General features: G+C 42.4%; 25 protein-coding genes and 3 tRNA genes. 2 read left to right on the top strand and 26 right to left on the bottom strand.

The window, feature by feature from the left end; genetic code table 11:
• Positions 1-14: 14 nt before the first annotated feature.
• From R8389_RS01795 to R8389_RS01755, 9 genes are all read right to left on the bottom strand, one after another.
• A complete protein-coding gene (locus R8389_RS01795) occupies positions 15-320 on the bottom strand; it encodes a DUF1292 domain-containing protein (RefSeq protein WP_317637802.1) in 306 nt (101 codons plus the stop codon).
• A gap of 1 nt (position 321) precedes the next feature.
• On the bottom strand, positions 322-750 hold the full coding sequence (gene ruvX, locus R8389_RS01790; RefSeq protein WP_317637801.1) for a Holliday junction resolvase RuvX: 429 nt from the start codon (positions 748-750) through the stop codon (positions 322-324).
• On the bottom strand, positions 750-1007 hold the full coding sequence (locus R8389_RS01785) for an IreB family regulatory phosphoprotein (RefSeq protein ID WP_317637800.1): 258 nt from the start codon (positions 1005-1007) through the stop codon (positions 750-752). The genes ruvX and R8389_RS01785 overlap by 1 nt, the downstream gene beginning before the upstream one ends.
• Before the next feature lie 52 nt (positions 1008-1059).
• Complete coding sequence (gene alaS, locus R8389_RS01780; RefSeq protein WP_317637799.1) at positions 1060-3699, bottom strand: alanine--tRNA ligase; 2640 nt, start codon at positions 3697-3699, stop codon at positions 1060-1062.
• Positions 3700-4006: 307 nt separating this feature from the next.
• Positions 4007-4444: a GNAT family N-acetyltransferase gene (locus R8389_RS01775; RefSeq protein WP_317637798.1), complete on the bottom strand. Its 438-nt coding sequence runs from the start codon at positions 4442-4444 to the stop codon at positions 4007-4009.
• A gap of 103 nt (positions 4445-4547) precedes the next feature.
• Positions 4548-5378 carry an ammonia-dependent NAD(+) synthetase gene (gene nadE, locus R8389_RS01770; RefSeq protein WP_317637797.1) on the bottom strand — a complete coding sequence of 277 codons (831 nt, stop codon included), beginning with the start codon at positions 5376-5378 and terminating at the stop codon, positions 4548-4550.
• A complete protein-coding gene (locus R8389_RS01765) occupies positions 5378-6853 on the bottom strand; it encodes a nicotinate phosphoribosyltransferase (protein ID WP_317637796.1) in 1476 nt (491 codons plus the stop codon). The genes nadE and R8389_RS01765 overlap by 1 nt, the downstream gene beginning before the upstream one ends.
• 70 nt (positions 6854-6923) lie before the next feature.
• Complete coding sequence (locus tag R8389_RS01760) at positions 6924-8021, bottom strand: glycosyltransferase (protein WP_317637795.1); 1098 nt, start codon at positions 8019-8021, stop codon at positions 6924-6926.
• Positions 8022-8024: 3 nt separating this feature from the next.
• A complete protein-coding gene (locus R8389_RS01755; RefSeq protein ID WP_317637794.1) occupies positions 8025-8756 on the bottom strand; it encodes a WecB/TagA/CpsF family glycosyltransferase in 732 nt (243 codons plus the stop codon).
• A gap of 117 nt (positions 8757-8873) precedes the next feature.
• Between R8389_RS01755 and tagD the strand changes: the two genes are divergently transcribed.
• Positions 8874-9260, top strand: a complete 387-nt coding sequence (tagD, locus tag R8389_RS01750) for a glycerol-3-phosphate cytidylyltransferase (protein ID WP_317637793.1) — start codon at positions 8874-8876, stop codon at positions 9258-9260.
• 40 nt (positions 9261-9300) lie between these two features.
• Here the strand turns inward: tagD and R8389_RS01745 are convergent, their stop codons facing one another.
• From R8389_RS01745 to R8389_RS01670, 16 genes are all read right to left on the bottom strand, one after another.
• Positions 9301-9999, bottom strand: coding sequence for a GntR family transcriptional regulator (locus R8389_RS01745; protein ID WP_317637792.1), 699 nt, complete (start codon positions 9997-9999; stop codon positions 9301-9303).
• A gap of 81 nt (positions 10000-10080) precedes the next feature.
• A complete protein-coding gene (locus R8389_RS01740; protein WP_317637791.1) occupies positions 10081-11196 on the bottom strand; it encodes a hypothetical protein in 1116 nt (371 codons plus the stop codon).
• Positions 11197-11355: 159 nt separating this feature from the next.
• Positions 11356-11427 (bottom strand) — tRNA-Gln (locus tag R8389_RS01735).
• A 7-nt stretch (positions 11428-11434) separates the two neighbouring features.
• Positions 11435-11516: transfer RNA gene (locus tag R8389_RS01730), tRNA-Tyr, on the bottom strand.
• 60 nt (positions 11517-11576) lie between these two features.
• Positions 11577-12758, bottom strand: a complete 1182-nt coding sequence (locus tag R8389_RS01725) for an aminotransferase class I/II-fold pyridoxal phosphate-dependent enzyme (protein WP_317637790.1) — start codon at positions 12756-12758, stop codon at positions 11577-11579.
• A gap of 93 nt (positions 12759-12851) precedes the next feature.
• Positions 12852-13568, bottom strand: a complete 717-nt coding sequence (locus tag R8389_RS01720; RefSeq protein WP_317637789.1) for a glycerophosphodiester phosphodiesterase — start codon at positions 13566-13568, stop codon at positions 12852-12854.
• Between the two features lie 203 nt (positions 13569-13771).
• Positions 13772-13843: transfer RNA gene (locus R8389_RS01715), tRNA-Gln, on the bottom strand.
• An 88-nt stretch (positions 13844-13931) separates the two neighbouring features.
• Entirely contained in the window at positions 13932-14399 is a 468-nt protein-coding gene (locus R8389_RS01710) for a GNAT family N-acetyltransferase (protein WP_317637788.1), read from the bottom strand.
• Positions 14400-14470: 71 nt separating this feature from the next.
• Positions 14471-15526 (bottom strand): SEC10/PgrA surface exclusion domain-containing protein, encoded by a 1056-nt coding sequence (locus tag R8389_RS01705; protein ID WP_317637787.1) that lies wholly within the window; start codon positions 15524-15526, stop codon positions 14471-14473.
• Positions 15527-15695: 169 nt separating this feature from the next.
• Complete coding sequence (locus R8389_RS01700; RefSeq protein WP_317637786.1) at positions 15696-16400, bottom strand: GntR family transcriptional regulator; 705 nt, start codon at positions 16398-16400, stop codon at positions 15696-15698.
• A gap of 274 nt (positions 16401-16674) precedes the next feature.
• Positions 16675-17652 carry an SIS domain-containing protein gene (locus R8389_RS01695; protein ID WP_317637785.1) on the bottom strand — a complete coding sequence of 326 codons (978 nt, stop codon included), beginning with the start codon at positions 17650-17652 and terminating at the stop codon, positions 16675-16677.
• Between the two features lie 22 nt (positions 17653-17674).
• Positions 17675-18511 (bottom strand): PTS system mannose/fructose/sorbose family transporter subunit IID, encoded by an 837-nt coding sequence (locus R8389_RS01690; protein WP_317637784.1) that lies wholly within the window; start codon positions 18509-18511, stop codon positions 17675-17677.
• 10 nt (positions 18512-18521) lie between these two features.
• Positions 18522-19310, bottom strand: a complete 789-nt coding sequence (locus R8389_RS01685) for a PTS mannose/fructose/sorbose/N-acetylgalactosamine transporter subunit IIC (RefSeq protein ID WP_317637783.1) — start codon at positions 19308-19310, stop codon at positions 18522-18524.
• Positions 19311-19327: 17 nt separating this feature from the next.
• On the bottom strand, positions 19328-19798 hold the full coding sequence (locus tag R8389_RS01680) for a PTS sugar transporter subunit IIB (RefSeq protein WP_317637782.1): 471 nt from the start codon (positions 19796-19798) through the stop codon (positions 19328-19330).
• Positions 19795-20214, bottom strand: a complete 420-nt coding sequence (locus R8389_RS01675) for a PTS sugar transporter subunit IIA (protein ID WP_317637781.1) — start codon at positions 20212-20214, stop codon at positions 19795-19797. The genes R8389_RS01680 and R8389_RS01675 overlap by 4 nt, the downstream gene beginning before the upstream one ends.
• 142 nt (positions 20215-20356) lie before the next feature.
• Positions 20357-21352 carry a sugar isomerase gene (locus R8389_RS01670; protein ID WP_317637780.1) on the bottom strand — a complete coding sequence of 332 codons (996 nt, stop codon included), beginning with the start codon at positions 21350-21352 and terminating at the stop codon, positions 20357-20359.
• Positions 21353-21523: 171 nt separating this feature from the next.
• Here R8389_RS01670 and R8389_RS01665 point away from each other — a divergent pair, with 171 nt between their 5' ends.
• On the top strand, positions 21524-22246 hold the full coding sequence (locus R8389_RS01665) for a GntR family transcriptional regulator (protein WP_317637779.1): 723 nt from the start codon (positions 21524-21526) through the stop codon (positions 22244-22246).
• Between the two features lie 95 nt (positions 22247-22341).
• On the opposite strand, the gene apf is transcribed toward R8389_RS01665, so the two are convergent.
• Complete coding sequence (gene apf, locus R8389_RS01660) at positions 22342-23064, bottom strand: aggregation-promoting factor (RefSeq protein WP_317637778.1); 723 nt, start codon at positions 23062-23064, stop codon at positions 22342-22344.
• Positions 23065-23237: the final 173 nt, after the last annotated feature.

The raw sequence follows: 23237 nt of genomic DNA, 5'->3' as shown, positions 1-23237 counted from the left end.
GCCAGTCCTTCTTTTTATTCACCACTTAACTGGTCATCATCCAAGAAAGTATTAAGTACTCCTTGAACCATGTCCCATTCTTCCTCTGCTTCAATCTCGTGCAGATCGCTGCTAGACACATCACCTGCTTCATCGGTGTCGTAGCTAAAGGCTAGAATCTCAACTTCATCACCTTCACTAACTGCTGCCGGATAAAGCAAGATATAGGACTTGTCATAGTCATCCGAATGAAATGTAAATAAAATTTCGTATAATTCTTCGTTGCCCTTGTCATCAACTAGGGTAATTTGACGGTCATCACCGTGTACTTCTTGTGTCATGTTATTCCTTTCGCTTGAGGTCCAAATAATTCTGCAATATTAAAACCGCAGCCATTTGGTCAATCATTTCTTTGCGCTCGCGACGATCATGCATCCCCGCTTCTTCAACCAGCAAGCGGCGTGACTCAACTGTGGTCAGGCGCTCATCCAAATAAGCAACCGGAAGACCAAACTTTTGGGTCAGACGCTTGCCATATGCCCTACTCCGGGCAACAGCTGCTCCAGCAGAACCATCCATGTTTTTCGGTAAACCTAAAACAAAGCCATCAGCATCATACTTCCGCACAATTTTCTTTAGTGGCCGCATTCCAAAGTTATACCGCTGTTCGTCAATCGCGATCGTTTCCACCTTTTGAGCAGTTATGCCTAATTCATCGCTAACTGCAACGCCAACTGTCTTTGATCCAACGTCTAGTCCTAGCAGCCGCATTACTTGTCCTTACCAAGATAGCTCTTCACAAGTTCCTCGATAATTTCATCACGTTCATGCTTCAAAATTAAATTGCGCGCATCGTTGTGCCGTGGAATATAAGCTGGATCACCAGACAATAAGTAGCCGACAATCTGATTAATTGGATTATAACCCTTTTCTTCAAGGGCATTATAGACATCTTGAAGAGTGTCATAAACATTTTTGTTTTTATTTTCGTTAAACTCAAAATGCATCGTCTTATCTAGCGAACTCATAATTATTCCTCCTAGCACAATTTTACTTGAAAATCAGCCTAAACTCAATCAATTAATTTGCACTAAGCGCTGTGACCACCGCTGCAATTGCCGCTGTAATACCTTCTGGCTTTTTACCACCGGCTTGGGCCAGATCCGGCCTACCACCTCCGCCACCACCGAAGAGCGGGGCAACTTGCTTAATCAAATCACCGGCCTTTAGCCCTTGGTCGCGGGCTTTTTGGCCCAAGCCAATAATCATATTAGCCTTACCGGCTTTTGCAGCGGCTAAGACTAGAACATCAGACTTGGCCGCACTCTTCCAGGTATCAACGAGGTCACGTAGGTCATTCATTCCATTGACATCAACCTTTTGCGCAATAACTGACAGTGAACCAACCTGTTTAACGTCATCAAAAATTGACCCGGCCTTAATTTGGTTAACTTGCCGGTTTAGCTCTTCTACCTGCTTTTGACTATCATGCAGGTCTTTTTCAAGACTGTCAACCTTGTCTATGATGTCTTCCGGCTTAGTTGACTTAACTTCAGCTTGAATCTGATCGAGCAAATCGGAGCGGCTTGCTAGGTAATCATATGCTTTTTGGGATACGACAGCTTCAATCCTTCTGAGTCCGGCACCAATGGCTGATTCGGAGGTGATTTTAAAAATTCCAATTTGGTTAGTGTTACTGCAGTGGGTCCCGCCACAAAATTCGGTAGAAAAGTCACTGATTTCAACTACCCGTACTTGATCACCATACTTACCGTCAAATAAGGCTAAAGCACCCATTTTTTTACCATTTTCAGGATCAGTGATGGTTGTTTTGACTTCAATCGCTGACCAGATTTTTTGATTAACTAGCTCTTCCACTGACTTTAATTCCTGGTCCGTCATTGGCTCAATTGCTGTAAAATCAAAGCGCAAAAAGTCCGGTTCCACCAAACTACCAGCTTGGTGGGTGTGTTCACCCAAAACGCTGCGCAAAGCCGCGTGCAAAAGGTGCGTCGCCGTATGGGAATGCCGCAGGCCTTCACGGCGCTTACGATCAATCTTAAGGACATATTCTGCGCCCTTGGTTAGCGGCAAAACAACATCAACAAAGTGCATATTCTGGTCTTGCGGAGCATGTTGAACGTCGGTCACCTTAGCCACTAACTCACCAGCTTGGTTAAAAATGTCACCATGGTCGGCAACCTGCCCCCCGCGTTCAGCGTAAAATGGTGTCTTATCAAAGATTAGGGTAGCCTGCTCGCCTTCTGCTTGGTCGACCAATTGGTCATTAACAATAATGTCAACCAGACGCGCGTGCTTTTCTTCATATACACCATATTCAAACTCGGACTTATCCTTTAGGTTCATTAGGGTTTCATCCTGTACCCCCATTGACTGCAGATTACCGCGAGCTTCACGCGCCCGCTTCTTCTGGGCCTTCATTTCAGCGTCAAATTCTGCTTTGTTAATCTTCAGACCAGCATCCTGAGCCGTTTCAAAAGTTAATTCATAAGGAAAACCATAGGTATCAAATAACTTGAAGACATCTTTACCAGCAATGGTCTGATCACCCGTCTGCTGCGCTTGAGCAATCAACTCGTCCAACAGGTTTAAACCAGAAGCAAGCGTTAGCTGGAACCGTTCTTCTTCGTTTTTAATGACCTTGGCAATGAAGTCTTGTTGCTCAGTTACTTCCGGGTAGTGACTCGCCATAATCTGACCGACTATCGGCACTAACTTGTACAAGAAGGACCCGGTGATGCCCAGTCGTTGGCCATTAAGGTCGCCGCGCCGAATTAACCGCCGCAGGACGTAGCCGCGCCCAGTATTAGACGGAAGCGCCCCATCAGCAATTGCAAAGCTGACCGTGCGCACATGGTCAGCAATAATCTTAAAGGCGACGGTATCAGCCTCATTTGCACCGTACTGCTTACCTGAAGTCATTTTTTCAGTTTCATGGATAAGCGGCATAAACAAGTCAGTTTCAAAGTTAGTTGGTGCATCTTGTAAAATTGACAGAACACGTTCAAGTCCCATCCCGGTATCAATATTTTTATGGGGCTGGTCAACATACTTGCCGTTGGCCAAATGGTTATATTGTGAAAAGACAATATTCCAAATTTCTAGGTAACGGGCATTTTCTCCACCAGGGAAATTTTCCGGATCATCTTCGGCCACATCGTTGTTTTCTTGGCCCCGATCATAAAAAATCTCGGAGTCAGGACCACAAGGACCCTCTCCAATATCCCAAAAATTTTCTTCTAGTTTGACAATATGGTCTTCCGGCATCCCCACTTCCAACCAAATTTGATAGGTCTCGGTATCCTTCGGATAAACCGTGCAGTATAACTTCTCTTTGTCCAAAGCAAGCCACTTGGGACTGGTCAAAAATTCCCAAGCCCAAGTTACTGCTTCTTTTTTAAAGTAATCACCAACTGAGAAGTTGCCGAGCATTTCAAAAAAGGTCTGGTGACGAGCAGTCTTACCAACATTTTCGATATCGTTAGTTCTAATTGATTTCTGCGAACTAGTAATGCGGTGATTTTTCGGGACAACCGATCCGTCAAAATACTTCTTCATTGTCGCTACGCCCGAGTTAATCCAGAGGAGCGTCGGGTCATCCTGCGGAATTAGCGATTGGCTGGGTAGCACCATGTGGTCATGTTCCTTGAAGAAGTCCAAAAATAGTTGTCTAAATTCGGAACTGGTCAATTTCTTCATTAATATTTCTCCTTTTTTGCCAAAATAAAAAACACCATTGCCATACTTAAGGACGCTTTAAAACGCGGTACCACCTCAATTGCAACAGTGTTTGTTACCTCTTAATTAACATTCATTTTAACCCTCAAGGAGCATTTTCTAAACCGTCATAGACCTTTCTCAGCGCACGATCTTCTCTGTGAACTAACAATTTAAAAAACATGTCTTAAGTTAACAGCTATTTTACTACATGCACAATCTTTGTCAATCTTTTGTTGCGGTCAGCTGCGTCCGCTTTTTTACTAGCGCAAAATCCCCTTGAAAGTCCTTAACGCAATTTTTTACCAAAGCGCTTTTGCTGCTTGCTGCAGTGATAGCCGCGTTGTTCATAAAAGTGATGTGCAACGGTCCGTTCTGCACCTGAATTCAACCTAACTTCATTAAGTCCAGCTCGTCTGGCACGCTCTTCCACTGCCTGCATCAGTTGACTGCCAATGCCTTGCTGCTGACGCTGACTAGCAACTGCTAAAGCCAGAACATTAAGCATCGGCTCAAAGTAAGTCTCCTCATATAATTCGGCATGCACGTATCCGGCAACTTGAGCGGTTGCATCATCCTCGTAAACCAGCAACAGCTGATGTTGGTCGTCTGCTAGTAACCGCTCCAAGTTGCTAGTTGTTTGCGCCAGAGGGTAGTCGTAACCCAGTTGTGTTTGATTAAGTTGGCAGATAGCAGCAGCATCGCTCACTCTTGCTTTTCTAATCATCGTTGCTTGCCCGCTCTTTCATTCACATCAGCCTTATCTTCACCAAAAACCTACTCTACTTATAACATATCAAGAAATCCGTCTTCAAATTTCTGGAGGTTCCTTAACTACGGTAAAAATCGTCAAAAACCGTTACCGGTAGGTGCCGCTTATGTTCACTCTTTCGCCACAGCGCTTCAATCTTTTCGGCAGCGGCTACCGGTACTTCCCGCCCCTCCAAATAATTGTCCACGTCTTCATAACTCACCCCTAAAGCTTCTTCGTCTGGCAGGGCCGGTTGGTCTTCTTCAAGGTCCGCCGTCGGGGACTTCAAGTAGAGTTGTTCAGGACAGCCTAATGCCTTGAGCATTTGCTTACCCTGCCGCTTATCCAACCGAAAGAGCGGCGTTAGGTCAGCCGCTCCATCGCCATACTTGGTATAAAAACCTGAAAAGTTTTCGGCAGCATGGTCTGTGCCGACAACAGCCCCTTGGTTAGCACCAGCGATGGCATACTGAACCACCATCCGTTGCCGGGCCTTAAGGTTGCCCTTGTTAAAGTCAGTGATTACTTGCCCTGCCGCAGTCAGACTAGTAACCATCGTATCGACTGCTGGTTTAATGTTAACAATCAGATCTTGATCAGGTTGCTGAAAGGCAATCGCAGCGGCCGCATCTTGGGCATCGCCTTGAACTCCGTAAGGCAGGCGAACCGCAATAAATTGGTAGGACTGATCACCAGTTGCTTGACGCATTTCCGTAATCGCCAGCTGGCATAACTTACCCGTCAGCGTTGAATCTTGACCACCTGAAATGCCCAGCACATAGGATTTCAAAAACCGATTCGCGCGCAAATAATCCTTTAAAAAATCAATTGACCGCCTAATTTCTTTTTGAGCATCAATTTGCGGCAAAACATGCTCATAGGCAATGATTTTTGCTTGTAGTGGTCTCATTACATTGCATCTCCTTTGATAATTTTACTCCGAATGTCTTGAATCTGGTTCATCTTACTGTCGTAGAGGTCTTGAGCAAGGTCAACGGGATATTCTTGCGGATTCAGGCTACGTTTGTACTCATCCCAAAGACCATCCAGATTGGCCGCACAGAACTTTTTGATATCGCCTAACTGTGGTTTTTCGTAAATTAACTGACCATTTTCAAAGATTGGCTTAAGCAGGGGTTCCGCCGTATAGTCGGTAACCACCTTGTTGATGTAGTTATATTGTGGGTGAAACATGTACAGTGACTTGAACTTACGGGGGTCAACTCCAGCACGCGCAATCCAGTCACCTTCATTCTTCTTTTGCGTATTAGCAGAAATCCGCCAGACTTGCTTTTTCCCGGGCGTAGAAACCTTCACAGCATTCGAAGAAATCTTCAAGGTATCCCGCATCCGGCCTTGGTCATCCTCAATTGAAACCAACTTGTAAACCGCCCCCAGCGCAGGTTGATCGTAAGCTGTAATATACTTTGTACCAATCCCCCAAACGTCAATTTTGGCTCCTTGCATCTTCAAGCTGGTGATGGTAGTTTCATCTAAATCATTGGAAGCGTAAATCTTAGCTGCTGGGAAACCCGCATTGTCTAGTTCGCGGCGCACTTGCTTAGAAATGTAGGCCATGTCACCGGAATCGATGCGGACACCCTGAAAGTTGATCTTGTTACCCATCTCCTGGGCAACTCGAATTGCATTCGGCACGCCACTTCGAACCGTATCATAAGTATCGACTAAAAAAACGCAGTCCCGATGAGTTTCAGCATATGCTTTAAAGGCCTCGTACTCACTCCCAAAGGCTTCAACCAAAGAGTGAGCATGTGTACCAGAAACCGGAATGCCGAACAGCTTACCCGCACGCACATTACTGGTCGAATCAAAGCCGCCAATATAAGCTGCTCTAGTTCCCCAAAGGGCCGCATCGGCCTCTTGAGCCCGTCTCGTCCCGAATTCCATGACACCGTCACCCTGAACGGCCAATTTGACCCGAGCAGCCTTAGTGGCTAAGAGCGTTTGAAAGTTAACAATGTTTAGCAGTGCAGTTTCAACCAGCTGACACTGGGCTAATGGTCCTTCAACCTGAAGAAGGGGCTCATTAGCAAAGACGATCTCACCCTCGCGCATTGATCGCACGGTTAACTTCATTTCAAAGTGGCGCAAGTAGTCAATGAAGTCATCATCATAACCGACTGCCTGACGCAGGTATTCAAGGTCGCTCTCCTTAAAATGAAGATTTTGCAGATACAAAATCGCATGCTCCAAGCCGGCAAAAACTGAGTACCCATTGCCAAAGGGTTCCTGCCGGTAATAAGCTTCAAAAACAGCATTGCGCTCGGCAATGCCTTTTTTGAAGTAGGTATACATCATATTGATTTGGTATAAGTCCGTGTGCAGGGTCAACGAGTCGTCTTGCCCTAATTCTTGATAAAACATCTGATCCTCTTTATCCACTTAAATATTTTTTGTTTTATTATAACCACTGGCAACCAGTTAAACAATTTTGTTAGCCCGCCAAGAGTTCCTGATAAACTCGCACGATGCTGGTCAGCTGCTGCTGCAATGAAAAATGATGAGCAACATAGTCTTTTTCCCGCGCGGCCATTTTTTTCAAGTCTGCGGTTGGTCTATTTAGCGCACTTTTTAGCGTAGCAGTAAGCTCCCCAACATCGCCCACCGGGGTAACAAAACCATGCTCTGAATCGGGAATCATCATTTCGATATCACCGACGGTGGTCGCTAAAAGTGGCAGCAGGTGGTCGCTAGCCTCAAGTAGTACCAGCGGAAAACTTTCTGAATAAGAGGTCAAAACGGCCAGGTCCATCTGCCGATACAAGTCGGTAAGCTGCGGCTGCGTCAGGAACCCTTGAAAGCTTACCTGGGGCCCTAAACCCAGTTGCTGAACTAGGTCCTTTAAGTGGGGCAATTGCGGGCCATCTCCTGCAATATACAGGTGAACACTGGCGTAATCTAACTTTTTGAGCGCTTGCAGCAGCAATTCCTGTCCCTTGATCTTTTCTGCCCGGGCAACATTCACCAAGTTAAAACCAGGATGAGCAATCTTAGCCCGAATTTCGCTATTTTCATGAAAAAAAGTGCCGTTATAGATTACATGAACCTTCTTGGGCATAACGCCAACCTTGTCTGTAACCAAGTTGGCAAATCTCTTGGTGACTGCAAATACACAGTCAGCGCGCCGGAGAGCACGCAGGTTGGCAAAAGTAAAAGCGCGGCCAGCCAGTCCCCGCCCCTCAAAATCCAAGTAGGGATCAGAATGGACGGTAACACACCACTGGGCCCTAAGCTTGCGCTTGATTAACGCCAAAAACAAGTTGGCGCGCGCACCGTGGCTATGCACGATTTCGTAACCATTTTGATTAATGAAGTCACTGAGCTGCCTCAGGCTACTTAAAGCATAGCGACTTGTTATCCCCAGCACCTGCACTCGCAGACCAGCTGCGCGTGCAGCATCAGCAACAGGACCAGCAGCTAAGCACAGGAGCGTGAAGTCTTCCTGCTCTTTTTTAGCTTCTTTAAGTAAGTTAATAATGTGGGTCAACCCGCCGCCCGTTTCTAAGCCTGCATTGACATGTAAAACCTTCATACTTTATCTCTTCCCTGTTCTTGAATGGTACACTTCAAGCACAAATTGCGGTAAAACCAGTATTCGCTTGAAACGACGCGGATTTTTTAGCAAGCGGTAAAGCCACTCCAAATGCAGCTTCTGCCAAAATTGCGGGGCCCGCTTGACCTTTCCTGAAAAAACATCAAAGCTACCGCCAACCCCCATCATTAAAGCGGCTAGTCGGTCCCTACGCAGGAGAGTCAATAGTTGCTCCTGACGCGGTGAACCTAGGGCTGCAAAAACCAGGTCTGGCTGTTTTTGCTTAATCTGATAGGCGATAATTTCTAAATCGTCATCAAAATACCCATCTTCTGCTCCCACCAAGTCAATACCGCCATACTCACGACCGATTCGCTCCTGCACGGCCGCCAGCACTTCTGGTTTGGCGCCAACTAAATAAATTCGCAACTTCTGTTCATTTGCCACTTTAAGTAACCAGACAAACAAGTCATAACCTGTAACGCGTTCTTTTAGCGGTGTGCCAAGAATCTTGCCTGCCTTGATAATACCAATACCATCAGGGGTAATATAGTCCGCCGTACGCCGCAAAATTTTCATAAATTCAGGGTTTTCATTCGCTGTCATTACGATTTCGGGATTTGCAGTTACAACCAAAGTTGATTGATGTGAGTCAATGCGGTTGCTAAATTCAGATTGAAATTGCTTAAAACTTTTATTATCAAAATCAACACCCAAAACATTTACTTTATCCATGACAATCACCTTTGCGTTTAATTTACTTTATTTTAGCAAACAATTAGGCTCTAGGGCACATGTTTAACCTTTTTCTATAATATGATAATATTAGCTAAACACGAGGGAGATCATAAAATGAAAAAAGTTATCACTTATGGAACATTTGACTTATTGCATTATGGCCATGTACGCCTGCTAAAACGGGCCAAGGAGCTAGGTGACTATCTTATCGTTGGTCTTTCAACTGATCAGTTCAATGAACTCCAAAAACACAAAGAAGCATATAATACTTATGCTGAACGCAAGTATATCCTTGAAGCCATCCGCTACGTTGATGAAGTTATTCCCGAACAGAATTGGGACCAAAAAGCCACCGATATCCAGAAATATGGCATCGATGCCTTTGTGATGGGGGACGACTGGCGAGGCCAGTTCGACTTTTTAAAGCCTGCTTGTGAGGTGGTCTACCTGGCACGCACCCCCGGCATTTCCACTAGTAAAATTAAAGATGACCTTAAATAAAAACTCTGAACTAACACAACACTAGTTCAGAGTTTTTGTTTTATTTCGAAAAAGTAAATTCAAAGCGATCAGCCACATAGCTAGCCCGCGTATATTCAAACGGCTCCCCCGTAGACAGCTCCGTAACTTGCAGGCGCGTAATTAAGGCCTCACCCTTTTTCGCATCAAGTAGACGAGCGGCATTTTCCGTTGCAACAGCAGCTGAAATATGCTCGGTTACCCGCCCAATCTGGTAACCGTTCTGCTCAAGGGTCTGGTACAAGTGGGCCGATATCTCGGCCTTTGACAACTTTTCAATTAAGCGGTGTGGAATGCTGACTACCTCATAACAAATTGGTACATCATCCGCATAACGAATTCGTTCCATGCGCAGGACTTCCTGGTCGTCATCGAGGTTGAGCCGCTCGGTCTCCGACAGGGAAGGCTTACCCACCCGGTAAGAAATCAGCTTGCTGGAGGGTGCTTGACCATTGGCGTGGGTGATTTCAGTAAAAGACATAATTCCCGACATCTTTTCCTGCACCTTTTGGTTGGCTACATAAGTGCCACTTCCCAACCGTTGCTCTAAAATCCCTTCATCTTCTAGCGTTTTAATTGCCTGCCGCAGAGTCATGCGTGAAACCCCAAACTTCTGCGCAAGCTGCCGCTCAGCCGGTATTCTGCTGCCGACGCGGTATACATGGTCTTCAATTTCACGTTTAATCTGGTTATGAATTTTGATGTACATGGGTTCTTTCATTAAAGGCACCTCCGCTTATGTCTTCAATTATAATCCAAATTGGTCTATTTTGTACAGCTTTAAAGCGAACTGCTTTAAGGGCTATTTTTTTCTAGTGGTCCATTTCATCCCCAGAAGACTGAGTTTAGCTTTGTGGCTGCATTCAACCGTAATCGAGTCATCACTAGTAGCAAGGACACTGGCCTGCATCCAAGCAGCGTTTTTCATGGCTAGATCAGCCCCATTAGAATTGAGGATTAAATCATGTCCAAGCAGATGAGCCCGGTCACTTAACGCCAAAAAGTATTGATATTCGTTTCCACCATTAAAGGTAACTCGACGAGCGTCGCATTCTGCCTCGTTTTGAAAGTCGGCATGATTTTCGATAACCGCATTAGCCATGGTCAGTTTAGTGCGCTCAACGGCAATCAGCCGGTTAATTTGACTATTCTGGATAATCACATGAGGTTGCTTATCTAAATAAACCCCGCCCTTAAAGTCAGAGCCAACAATATTGACCCAAGCCTCATCCGTAATGTATGTACTAGCGTCATCAGCTAGTAAAACCTTGCTGTTAAGCATGTTTAACCAAACCTGCCCTTGAACTAAGAGGGAATTTACTACCGCATTATTAAGATTGACCTCAGCATTGCACTTTTTAAAGGTATCAATACTACCGTTAATACGCGAGTTATTGATAATCGCAGTACCATGCCCTTCTATTGCCAAAGCTCCGAACTGCTCAGAAATATTATCAATGGCTGAATCATTCATTTCCAAACGAAAATTGGCATTGGCAAACAGCGAAACCGAACCATTTAAAATCATGGTTGAAAAAAGCTCCAGCGTGATTTTGCCATTAGCAGCAATCGCTGCAGTATCACCGCCAAAGCCCTTAACCACACAATTACGCAAAGTAAGATAAGTATTAGCCTCAGTCGGCACAAAGAGACTATTAGCATCTTCATTAGTATTAATGCAGAGGTTTTCTAGATTGACAAATTGACTACCAGCGTCAACGTTAACACTGCCCAAAATCGTCGTATCTTCAGGTAAATTTCCAGTACCCTTAATCGTAATGTCAGCTAAGTAGCGTCCCTGCGGTAGTTCATAAAAACCGGGTTCTAAGAACAAGACATCGTCAGCCTGCATGTCCTTGAGAGCATCATGCCAGTTTATTTCTCCGCCACCAGCACCAACTTTAATTAGTCTCGCCATAAAATTCCTTTCTTACTCGAGGAGTAAACTAGCTACTATTGTACTATCTTTTTGGCTTTAGCGGAAATTACGGATTTTAGATTATTTAAGTTCAAGTCCCGCCCCAAGACAAGCAAGTAAAAAGGCAACTACTCTAGCTGCCTTGATTTTATAATTTAATTGGGTTAGCTGGATTCGAACCAGCGCATACTAGTACCAAAAACTAGTGCCTTACCGCTTGGCTATAACCCAGTGATAATGGAGGAGGGTGGATTCGAACCGCCGAACTCAGAGAGAGCGGTTTTACAGACCGCCGCGTTTAGCCACTTCGCTACTCCTCCGTCATGCACGATAATTATCTTACCGAAAAACGTGCATGATTGCAAGCCTTAATTTGCTGATTATTGCTTAATTTCCCGCATATATTGCTCAAGTCGCCGCAAGCCCTCTTTGATCTGTGGCATTGAAACCGCATAGGAGAAACGGACATAACCAGCTCCCCCCTTGTCAAAGCAAGACCCGGCTGTAACTGCCACGCGCGCTTGGTCGACTAAGTCATAAATAAATTTAGTATCATCCTGTTCCAAGTGAGCTGGAATTTTAGCAAATAAGTAGAATGCCCCTTGCGGCTTGACGCATTTAAAGCCCAGCTTCATTAAACCTTCATACAATACATCGCGCCGTTTCTTAAATTCAGCCTTCATTGGTACAGCATCATCCATCCCATTAGCAAACGCTTCTTCAGCCGCATCTTGCATTGGGGTTGGTTCGGTCGTCACGACCGCCTGGTGCACTTTCGCAATCTCGAGCAAAATATCTTTGGGCGCACAAACAATTCCTATCCGATAACCAGTCATTGCCCAAGCCTTAGACACGCCATTCATCAGGATTACCTGGTCATGCAGTGACTTCTCCATCGAAGCATGGGGCTGGTCATAGTTGAGCTCACTGTATATTTCATCACACAAGGCAAAAATTGGCTTGTTTCTGATAACAGCGGCTAAGTCATCAAGTTCCTTTTGACTGTACATTACTCCAGTTGGATTAGTGGGATAGTTCATCACTAGCATCCGCACCCGGTCACCATATTGATCAAGCACTTCCTGCAACTGTTCAGGTGTCAGCTTGAACTGGGTGTTCGAAGTATCCACTTCAACAACTTCCACACCTTCATTAATGACACTTTCATCTGACATATAGAGCGAAAACATTGGGGTTGGAACAACCATCACATCGCCAGGATTCAGCGTAGCCATGACCGTGTCAAAGATTGACTCCGTAACCCCGGTAGTGACTAAAACCTCAGTAGCCGGATCATACTCTTGACCATATTTATGGCGTAAAAAGTTGCTAACTGCAGTCCTTAAGCCCATTGTTCCATTAGACGGAGCATAGTGGGAACGGTTGTCTGCGATTGACTGCTTAGCAGCTTCCTTAATGTGGTCGGGCGTATTAAAATCGGGTTCCCCCAAAGTGAATTTAACCACATCGGGGATTTTACCAGCATAATCCGCAAATTTTAGAATCGGATTCGGTTCGACCTCGGCTAAGCCCTTACGCATATATTTTTTAAGATTAACCATCTTTTCACCAAACTTTCTGTATATCTACTTAGGTAAATTATATTATCATTAGACCGATTTTAACATACTTATTTATTTTTTATTTATTTATTTTTAAAACTTGCCCTGCTCTTGTACTTCATTGCGTAACTGGGTCATAAGCGGAAAATCATTAGTAAAAATACCAGCAATCCGCTGCTGAAAATACTTTTTGGCGGTTTGCGGATCATCCACTGTCCACACGCGTTGAATAATCTCTTCTTGGGCATTCAGTAATTTCCCCGGATGAATACCGGCAAAGTCATTGTCCTTAATTAATTTGGCTGAATTGGTAATGTCCGCATCAGTCAGATAACAATAAATTTGGCTGGCATCAACTTCCTGACAATTTTTTAAAGTGACATAGTCAAAGGAAGAATAAATAATGGGGTAGACAAAGTTGTACCGCTCCGCCAGTTTCAGGACAATTTTTTCGATGCCCTGATAGTGCACAATACTGGTTTTAAATTCCAAATTAATCATAATATCCCGTTCATTAAGAAGCTTAAATACTTCTTCAAGTTCAGGAATAGGCTCACCATTAGTCAGGTGCAAGCGCTGTAACGCCTTTAGGGTGAAGTCTTTAATATAGCCTGTGCCGTCGGTCGTGCGGTCAACCCGTTCATCATGCATTACCACTGGTACTCCATCCTTGGTCAGATGAACATCAAATTCAACGCCCTCTGCGCCGTTTTCAATGGCATAACGGAAGCCTTCAAAGGAATTTTCAGCGAACTTAGCTGGGTACCCGCGATGGCCGAACACGACGGTCTTTGCTTGAACGCCATTCATTGTTTTAATTGTGAAACCTCTATCAAATTCTACTTGTCTAATAGTAAATTATAGAGGCTATCTTAACCCTATTTAGACAATTTGAAAATACCCCCAAACTCCTAAAGACAACTTTCTGCTTGTATCACACCACTTTTAAAAAATAAAAAAAGCAGTTCTTGAAACAGAACTGCTTTTTTCGGGTTGGGTGTTCGTAAGAACAATTGGGTTAGCTGGATTCGAACCAGCGCATACTAGTACCAAAAACTAGTGCCTTACCGCTTGGCTATAACCCAATTCCAGCTGAGCTTTTACTTGCTTTCTCAACTTCAAATAGTATAAAAAATTTCCTACTTTAAGTCAAGCAAAAACCAAATTTTCTGGTCATAAGTTGAGTTCATAGGCGTATCTAGCACCATCTGCAGTCTGGTCAACCCAAACCGTCCCGCGATATTGGAAACCCACCTTGCTAATTAGGGCTTGCATGCGTTGGTTATCTGCATGAGTATCAATTCTGAAATTATGAATTCCCAGTAGCAGACCACGTGAAAGTAAATTCGACAGGAAAAACTGACTAAGGTGTTGCCCACGATATTTACCAGAAATTGCTATGCGATGGATTGTCGCATACTGGTCTGTTGTATTCTGCCAGGCGCCATCAATCCGGTCGTAATTTGGCTCAGGTCCCGCAACTAAGGCTGCAACCCCCGCTACAGCTTGATCAACCATCAAGCAATACGCTTGCTCCTGGACAATATCAGCTGCCAATATTGCGTGATTAGGGTTGCCATTTTGCCATTGCGGACTGCCGTCTTTTTTTAACAACTCCTTGGCTTCATCAATAATCGCCATTATCCTAGTCAAATCACGGCCTTGAGTTAAAGAATATAAATTGCCATCTCTTTCACCTTCAAAAGTTATTATTATGGCTTAAAATCAACGTTATTCTGCTTATTTTTACCGATGTACGTAGGTACACTAATAAAGTGCAACGAACAGATATTATTGGTAGTCGAAATATTAAAACCAAAGTAGTTATAATCGCCATCGTGCAACGTTCCCTGGGTATTGAACAAGTCACCAGCATGGCCCCACTCCTGGTAATAACTGCGGTCGCTTTGCTCTGACTCACTACTACCTGAGTAACCAAAAATCATCTGCTTCAAGCCGAAATATACTGACTTTTTCAACTCGGTCATGGTCATTGTTTGCTGTTGATTATAAAAACCTGCCATGTCCTCGACATAGTTGTCATCAAGTTTCAAGCCATTAGCTTGGCAAGCACGAACGATCCCCGCAACATAATGACCATCCTTAATCGTCATCTTATTCTGAGCATATTCAGTGGCAATATCAGCCGCCAGTTTCTGTGTGCCCGAACTTTCAACCCAAGCCCGTAAGCCCAAATCACTCCGAGCTTCATTAATTAAACGCAAAGCGAAAGTAGTCAAGGCACTCAACTGTTCTGTCGTAAGGTTGGCCAAATTAACCACGGTTTGGTTATCTTGCTTACTTTCTGCTAGCTTGCCGCGACTAAAGTTGTTGACCTTCATCCCCTGCATTGAAGCATTCACAAAGGCCTTGCTCGGTTTACCCTGGTATGCCTGCAACAAGTCGGTTTTGTTGTATCCCCGCGGTAATTTCATTGTGGCCTGAGCATATTTCACTGGCTGCTTTTTTACCACCTTAACATCTTTGGCCAAAATCCACTGAGAATTGTTACCAATCTTGTAGGCAGTGCGCTTTTTCTGCCCAATCTTTTTCTTACGACTGTATGAATATTGACGTTTTGCCACCGCGTAAAATCGAGACCGTTTGCCCGACCCTTGGTACAGTTGTGCTTTACCCTTTGTTTTTACTTTAACGTAGCCTTTAATGCTGGCAGCGGATACTGGTTCAGCTTCCCCGACAGTAAGCGCGGGAATAGTTACCAACAAAATAATATTAACTAAGACAACCATAAATTTACTTTTTTTCATTGAACTTCCTCAAGAGTAATGCTTTCCAACTGGCTCTTTTTGGTTATAATTTTAAAACTAATTACTAGTTAATGCTATCTTATCTCTCTAAAAAATAAAAGTATTTTAACAATTAAGTTATTATCTGGTGACAACTGCGACGCCAATTTAAAAATTAAGGACAAGCCACTTAAAGGTGAAATTCATATCTGTCTGAAACGATATATTGTTTACCCGCATGAACAATCTGCTCATTCTCATCTTTCACGCTTACTTGTACTAAGAGTAGGGGGAAGCCAATTGATTTTTTCAATTGCTTAGCTTCATCCTGGTTCGCTAAAGAAACGCTGATAATCATGTCATCAGCAGTTAATTTCTTTATTTGGTATCTTTTCTTCAAAGCTTCATAAAGTGATTTACTCAGGTCGGCTTTTTCTAGCTCGGCAAAACGGGGCAAGGGAAAGTAATTACGCTCAAGCATAATCGGTTCTTCATCAACTAAATGGACCCTTTCAATAAATAAGGTTTTACTAGTTTTAAACAACTCCTTTAACTTGTTGGGTGTTTTGATTTCTTTACTTTCGATTACTTTTGCACTTGCTTTAAAGCCTTCGTTGAGTGCAGTTTGAGAAAAGCTTTCAGCATGAGATGAGCTAATGATTCTTTTTACCTTCCGCGGCTTGCGGACAAAAGTTCCTACTCCCTGGATTTTTTCAACCAAGCCGTCATCGGTCAGTCCTTTGATAGCTTTTCTCAATGTCACTCGGCTAACGTTAAACTGTTCACTCAATTCAAATTCATTCGGTAATTTACTATTAACTGGATATTTACCGGTAATAATATTTTGTCTAATTTGTTCCATTACTTGAAAATACAAAGAACCTGTTCTTGCCAAGAGATACCTCTACTATATATAAAAGTCTAGTCCGATGTCCAAAACAGACTCTAAGCATCTGCACCGGTTTTGAGTAAAACAAACTCCTAATTAGAAAAGCTTCTATGAGCAGCATTGCCATACTTAATCCGGTGTCTTTACCTAATCATCTTAAGCATTCCCAGACATCTATTTTTTAACAATATAATTGTAAGCTAATTCAAAAGACTAATCAACGCAATCAAAAAGATGCTCAAACAATGAGCATCTTTTTGGACCTTATCCTTGGTTAAGCTTAGTATGATAACTTCCACATATAACGCCGCTTAGTCAACGGGTGTTTCCTAGCCTTCGCTAATTCTTCAGCATAAACCCGCATTACCCCCGTATGGATCATTGGGTTGAAGTAATCAATCACATTAGCACTTGCAACTTCACCTAAGCCATAATCTTTGGCATCAATATTGGTGATCTTAGCATCAAATCTCTGCATGAAAGTTAAGGCTCTCGCGTCTAACTGCCGCGTACTGCCATCATTCATAAATAGTAAATATGGTGCATCTTCAACTGTTAGTTCAAATGGACCGTGGAAATACTCACCGGAGTGAACTGTTGGAGCAGTAACCCACTGCATTTCCATCAATAAGAAGGATGCAGTTGAATATGCGACGCCGAGCGAGGCTCCACTGCTTAATACAAAAATTTTCTGTTCATCTTTATATTTTTCGCCAAATTCTTGAGCAGACGGTCCCACTGCTTTAACTGCTTTTTCAATTAAAGCCGGCATACCTGCAAATGCAGTCATTGCTTCATCGTAGAATTTGTAGCCCTCAAAGTCTGCCATGATTTGCATCGCAAGTGCTAAACAATAAGACATCTTTTCTGTCTTAGCAGCATAGTTTTCTTGGAAACCATGAACCAACTTATATTCTGTCGCCTTAATAATCGGCGATGCTGCGGTCATTGATAGGGTAATTACATGTGCTCCAAGTTTCTTAGCCTTCTTGGTTGCTTCAACCGATTCCGGAGTAGACCCTCCCAATGAAGCTGTAATAACAATTGTCCGATCGCCAACACCCTTTGGCGTATTATAGTTAAACTCATTAGCAGTTTGAATGGATGACAAGAGTTTGGTACTTTCGTGGGAAATAAAATAATACCCTGGGTATAAATCAGCCATTGAAGCCCCACACCCCACAAACATTACCCGGTCAATTTTGGGTTGTTTTTGCTTAATATCGCTGACAATCGTTTTTACTTTTTCGAAATCCATAATAATTAATCTCTCCTATAATTTAATTAAAAATACCTAAAACACTGAGTAAAATACCGCCAAAAATGCAAATTGCCATGATCCAGGCCGTATTTACTTTCTTTTTAATCAGATAAAACATGCCTAGGGTAAAGCCTAAAGATAACATCTGAGGAACAATTGTATCCAAGGTGGTTTGTAGCACAAAAGTTTTACCAAACTTAATCGGTGTGGTAATTCCGATCATAGTCGCTATCATGGAACCAATTACCATCAAACCAATCACATTCATCAAGGACATAATTCGATTAATGGTGCCATTACTGATTAGTCTTTGAATATTCTTCTTACCTTGCAGGTAACCCCATTTACCACCCCAGTAGGTAACAATTACTGATGGAATGATTGAAATAATCATTGCCAAAATCGGACCAAAAATGTTACCTTGTTGAGCCATATTAATTCCCAAGCCAAAGGCAATAATTTTAATCGTTCCTTGGAAAAAGGAATCACCAATTCCTGAGAGTGGTCCCATTAAAGACGTTTTCACACCATTAATCGAGTCTGGATCAAAGGTGCTGGGATTATCCGCATACTCTTCTTCCATTGCCGAAGACAGGCCTAGAACAAAGGACGTTAATTGGGGCGTACAGTTAAAGAAGGCCATATGCCGATGGTAAGCTTCTTTTTTCTGCTGTAATTTTTCTGCTGTATCAGGTTTTTCACCATAAATTTCATCAATAGTTGGCGCCATCCCATACATAAAGCCCATGTCCATCTGGCGTTCATAATTCCATGAACTTTGAATCGCCCATGACCTCCAGAAGAATTGCCAAAATTTATGACGTAATTTTTTACTAGTATGTTTTTGCTCAGCCATAATTCCTCTCCTATAATTCTTCTAAATCATCTAGATCATTACTATTTGACGCAGGTGCAGCCGCACTATTTTCGTTGCCCATAAACTTATTCAAAATAATTGCTAAGATTACCGCAAAAATTGCAACACTGATAACTGACATCTTGCCGTAAGCTGCAATGAAGAATCCCAAGAAGAGATATACTGCATTTTTCTTGTCAATCATTGTCGACATCAAAAGTGCAAAACCATAAGCTGGCAAGATTTTACTGGCAAGTGTCAAACCATTCGTTAGCCATGCTGGAATCATTCGCACAAAACCGCTGACAATATCTGTCCCCAAATAGATTGCCAAAAATACCGGTACAAAGTAGAGTAAGCCGTAAAGCACCGGCCCATAAACTATGTGGTAACTGCGTGCCTTCCTGAATTTTCCCGCATCGATCGCTCGATCTGCCAACTGGTTAAATGATGAAAATAGCATCCGCACAACGATTGCCACTAACTGTCCCAAGACAGCTACCGGTAATGCAACTGTTAAAGCCGCCTGCGCAGTCGTATGTGACAAAATAGCAAAGGCTGAAGCTACGACTGAGCCTAAAACCATATCTGGTGGAACCGCCGCTCCAACCTGAACTATTCCCAACGACACCAGTTCAAGCGTAGCTCCAACCAGCAAGCCCTTCGAAAGATCACCTAAAGCTAAGCCCACTAGGGTACTAACAATTAACGGCTGTTCAAAATTTTCACGTCCTAACAGCCTCGAGTCGAACATGGCAAAAACACCAATCAACCCAACAATTAAAGCTTTCCAAAACATTTCAAATTCCTCTCTTTCTAAATCACATTGTTTAGAAGTTCTTTATTAGCTGACGGAACTTGCTGCATGGAAATTTTAATACCTTCAGCGCACATTTTTTTAGTCAGTGCAACTTCCTCGGCTGTTAGGTAGATTGCATTGCTAAAGCGTTTGGCATCAGGCTTAGCTGGAACTAAGCCATAATTAATTTCTTCAACCGGACCATAAGCCTCGATAAATTTAAATAGTTCATTGATATTTTCAAAAATCAACATAATATTATCTTTCAGCGCTTTAATTTGCTCAATTTTTTCAATTGCCGCATCAACACTAAAGACATTCAGCCGCACGTCCTCGGGCTTAGCCAGTTTCAAAGACATTTTTTTGAAATCATCTTTAGCAGTGGCTGTATCAATCACAATTACGCGCTCAATGCTTGCAAACTTAGTCCAGGAAAAGATCACTTGTCCATGCAATAATCGATGATCCACCCTAATTACTTTTATCATAATAAATCTCCTTCATCTTTCTCATTCATTAACTTGTTGACAAATAAAACACCCTGCTTTCCTTCTCCAATAGCAGATAAAATTGTTTCCTCGTTAAAGGTTTCATTCACTGTAGTGATTAAGGTCATAATAAGCGGCAAATTCATTCCGGTCATGAGAAAAAGGTTTTCGCGACCTTCCAATAGTCGCACCATTTCGTTGTTAACCGACCCACCCAGCAAGTCGGTCACAATAATGACATCGTTGCCTCTATTCGCATAAATAGACTTTTTAACTTGGGCAATAAAACGTTCATCACTTGTACCATGCTCATATGCCTCATATGCTTCCAGATTGTCTTGTTTACCAGCAATCATTTCAACAGTATCTTTCATACCCTTAGCAAGTTTGCCGTGACTAACCAGAATTATTTTCACTAATACCACCCCTAATCGGAAGTAACGCTAATCCACTGCAATGGAATAATTAAAATGTATTAAGACGTCTATATTTATCATAAAGTTTTAAGCAGAAAATGTAAAGGTTTTCTTTACAAGCGAATAATCGTGCATATTCACTTTATAAGTACTCCTCTTTCCACATGTATCTCCTAGTTTCGTAGCTTTGACTTGTTGCAGATGACAGTTGTCTCATGTAGACATTATTTAGAATCGAAGAAAAAAGCGAGTGATTAAAATATGGCGAAACTTCCGGTCTGAGGTCGTCTAGCCCAATTTCTTTGCCATCCAAGGCATACAGTTTTTTTCCTCCGAATCTCTGCTCAAACCTGAGTGCGCGCTCATCTTCGGGCCGAGTTTTTCCTGTTGCTAGTAATTGAAAAATGGATTTACCTTTATCAGTTACTTCAAATGGTCCATTAAAATATTCATAACTGTGAATTGTTGGTGAATTAAGTTGCAACATCTCCTCTAAGTTGCAAATTGAAAAAACATACGCCGCACCCCAAGCTGGACCACTAGCAAGCACGTAAATGGTCTTTTCAGTTTGATTAAGTTCAGCCCATTCTTTTGCCAGTGGAGTGGTATACTTAACCGCCCTGCGATAAGTGGCATCAAGCAGAGCAAAAGTTTTCATCGCCAAATCATAATTTGCATAGCCTTCAACTTCATTAAGCAAATTCATCGCAATGCATAAGCCAATACTCCCATTTACTCTTTCTATCCGACTTTCATCAAGAGCCAAACTTTCATATTTAATGTGGTAATCGCTAATTTTAATTAAAGCTGATTCATCAACATATAAGGCAATTGTGCTTGCTCCCCGTTCTTTAGCTATTTTTGCAGAAATAACCGTTTCTCGGGTACCTCTCATTGAACATAGAACAACGAGCGTGTTTTCATCTAAATTTCGCGGCGCCGCATAAACAAACTCACCGCTAGTACACATACTAGTGAATAACTTAGTAGATTCTTGCTCAAGGAAATAATTAGCACCATAAAAACCGCCAAAAGAGCCACCTGCACCTACCCAAATAACTTGTCTAATTCCTCCTTGACGTTTCATCTTAGTGATAGCCTTTTTGACAACTTTTTTGACTTCTTCTTGTATCTCCATACACCCTCCAAAAATAATACAGGTATCTTTTTATGGCAATGATAAAGCGTTTACCACAGAAAGTAAAGCTTTATTTTTGAATACATGTATTATTTTATAAAATAACTGCTGTGCTCTTGGTTTAAATTTTTGCTATAATTATGATAAATTAGTCATCTTACAGGGGAAGCCATGCTGAAAAAGTCAGAAAATCATACACCGCTTTATGTTCGTTTGTCTGATATTATTAAAGAACGCATTAATAATCACAAATACCTTGAAGGCCAAAGTATTCCATCCGAATTGGAACTACAAAAAGAATTTGCGGTCAGTCGAACGACTGTCCGTAAAGCCTTGAAAGTGTTAACTGAGCAAAATATTTTAATTAAATTACCTGGAAAAGGGACTTACGTCTCAGACCAGCGAAATGAATTGAAGACCCCTAGCCGTAAATTTTTCAGTTTGACCGAAAGCATTAACCGAACTGGTAAAAAAATATCCACCAGACTAATCGACACACAAGAAATTTTGGGTAATGCTGAGCAAAACAAATTTTTCCAGCTCAAAGACGGGCAACAACTGTTGGAAATAAGCCGGCTCCGCTATTTAGATGATGTCCCCTTCTGTGTTGAATGGCTGTGGCTGCCGCTTAAGTTCTCCGGTCTTAAAACTGCAGACCTGAATCTTTCTTTTCATAAGCTACTAAAAACTAACTACGGCATCATTCCCGGCTCTGGTAAAAAAACTTTCAAAATAGCTTTTGCCACTAGAGAGGAATCTGTTTTACTAAACGTAGATGAGGAGGATCCGCTAATGCAGATTAAGGATTTTGTTTATGATGAAAACAATTCTCCTTTATATCTTGCTCAACAAATTTTGCGCAGTGATAAATTCACCTACGCAATCGACCACTAGTTAAAAAAACAAAAAGAAGACATTAGCTAAGTTCTAATGTCTTCTTTATTTATTAAGCTTAAAATGTAATTTACTCTTTAGTTAGCAACTCGTAATTAGTACCAACCATTTGCTTCCCAAAATTGTTTAGCGGCTGTCCACGAACCGTAACGACCCTTTACATAGCTATCAGCTACCCGTTCTTGGTTCGCAGCAGAATAATCGCCGTTTAGGTAAGAGGCTGTAAGCTGATATTTTCCGATGTACTGGCCATTTTGCGCACTGTATGAGCCACCCGATTCACGATTAGCAATCCAATCCTTTGCACTTGACTCTGAACCTGAAGTAGCCGGAACAGAAACAGAGGTTGAACTATAAGTTTGGTTACTAATAGTATAGTTACCATTAGCACCATTATCTTCTGTGGCATATTCACTAGTTGTCACTGCTGGAGCAGGGGCTTCATTAGCTGGGTAATAACCTTTGTTAACATACTCAGCTCTTACCCATTGATTTTTACCTAAATCATACCACTTTTGACCTTTTTTATCGTAAGCGGTTTTGATAACTTTCCAAGAAGAATTACTTGGTAAAACTTGCCCGGTAGCTTTAGTTTGCTTGTAACTATCCCAAACCCGAATACCGTTACCGTCAACGTAGTTAACAGTTACCACAGCTGTATCATTTTTAACTATTTTGGCATGCTTCTTGCTTGCCTTATGGTCGCTTTTAACTGTGGCCGCTTGAACTTTGCTCGTTTGGGCGTTGTTAACAACCGCAATCCCTGATGCAGAGACTGCTGCTATTGCCGCTTTCCCTAAAATGGATTTTACCTTCAAAAGATTATCTCCTTAAATAAAAAACCTGAATTTGATCAAACTAAAGATAGAAAAACTATCCTTTAACTTGATTATCTATATACTACATTCTTAAAATTACAGTAAGATCACTCAAGCTTTAAGAATAAATTACTTAATCTAAAATAATTGACATAATTGTAATATATCGTTTT

It is taken from the genome of Lactobacillus xylocopicola (genome assembly GCF_033096005.1).
GTDB classification, from domain to species: domain Bacteria; phylum Bacillota; class Bacilli; order Lactobacillales; family Lactobacillaceae; genus Lactobacillus; species Lactobacillus xylocopicola.
Note: the sequence above shows the minus strand (reverse complement) of the source record. Positions and strands in the feature narration are given on the sequence as shown.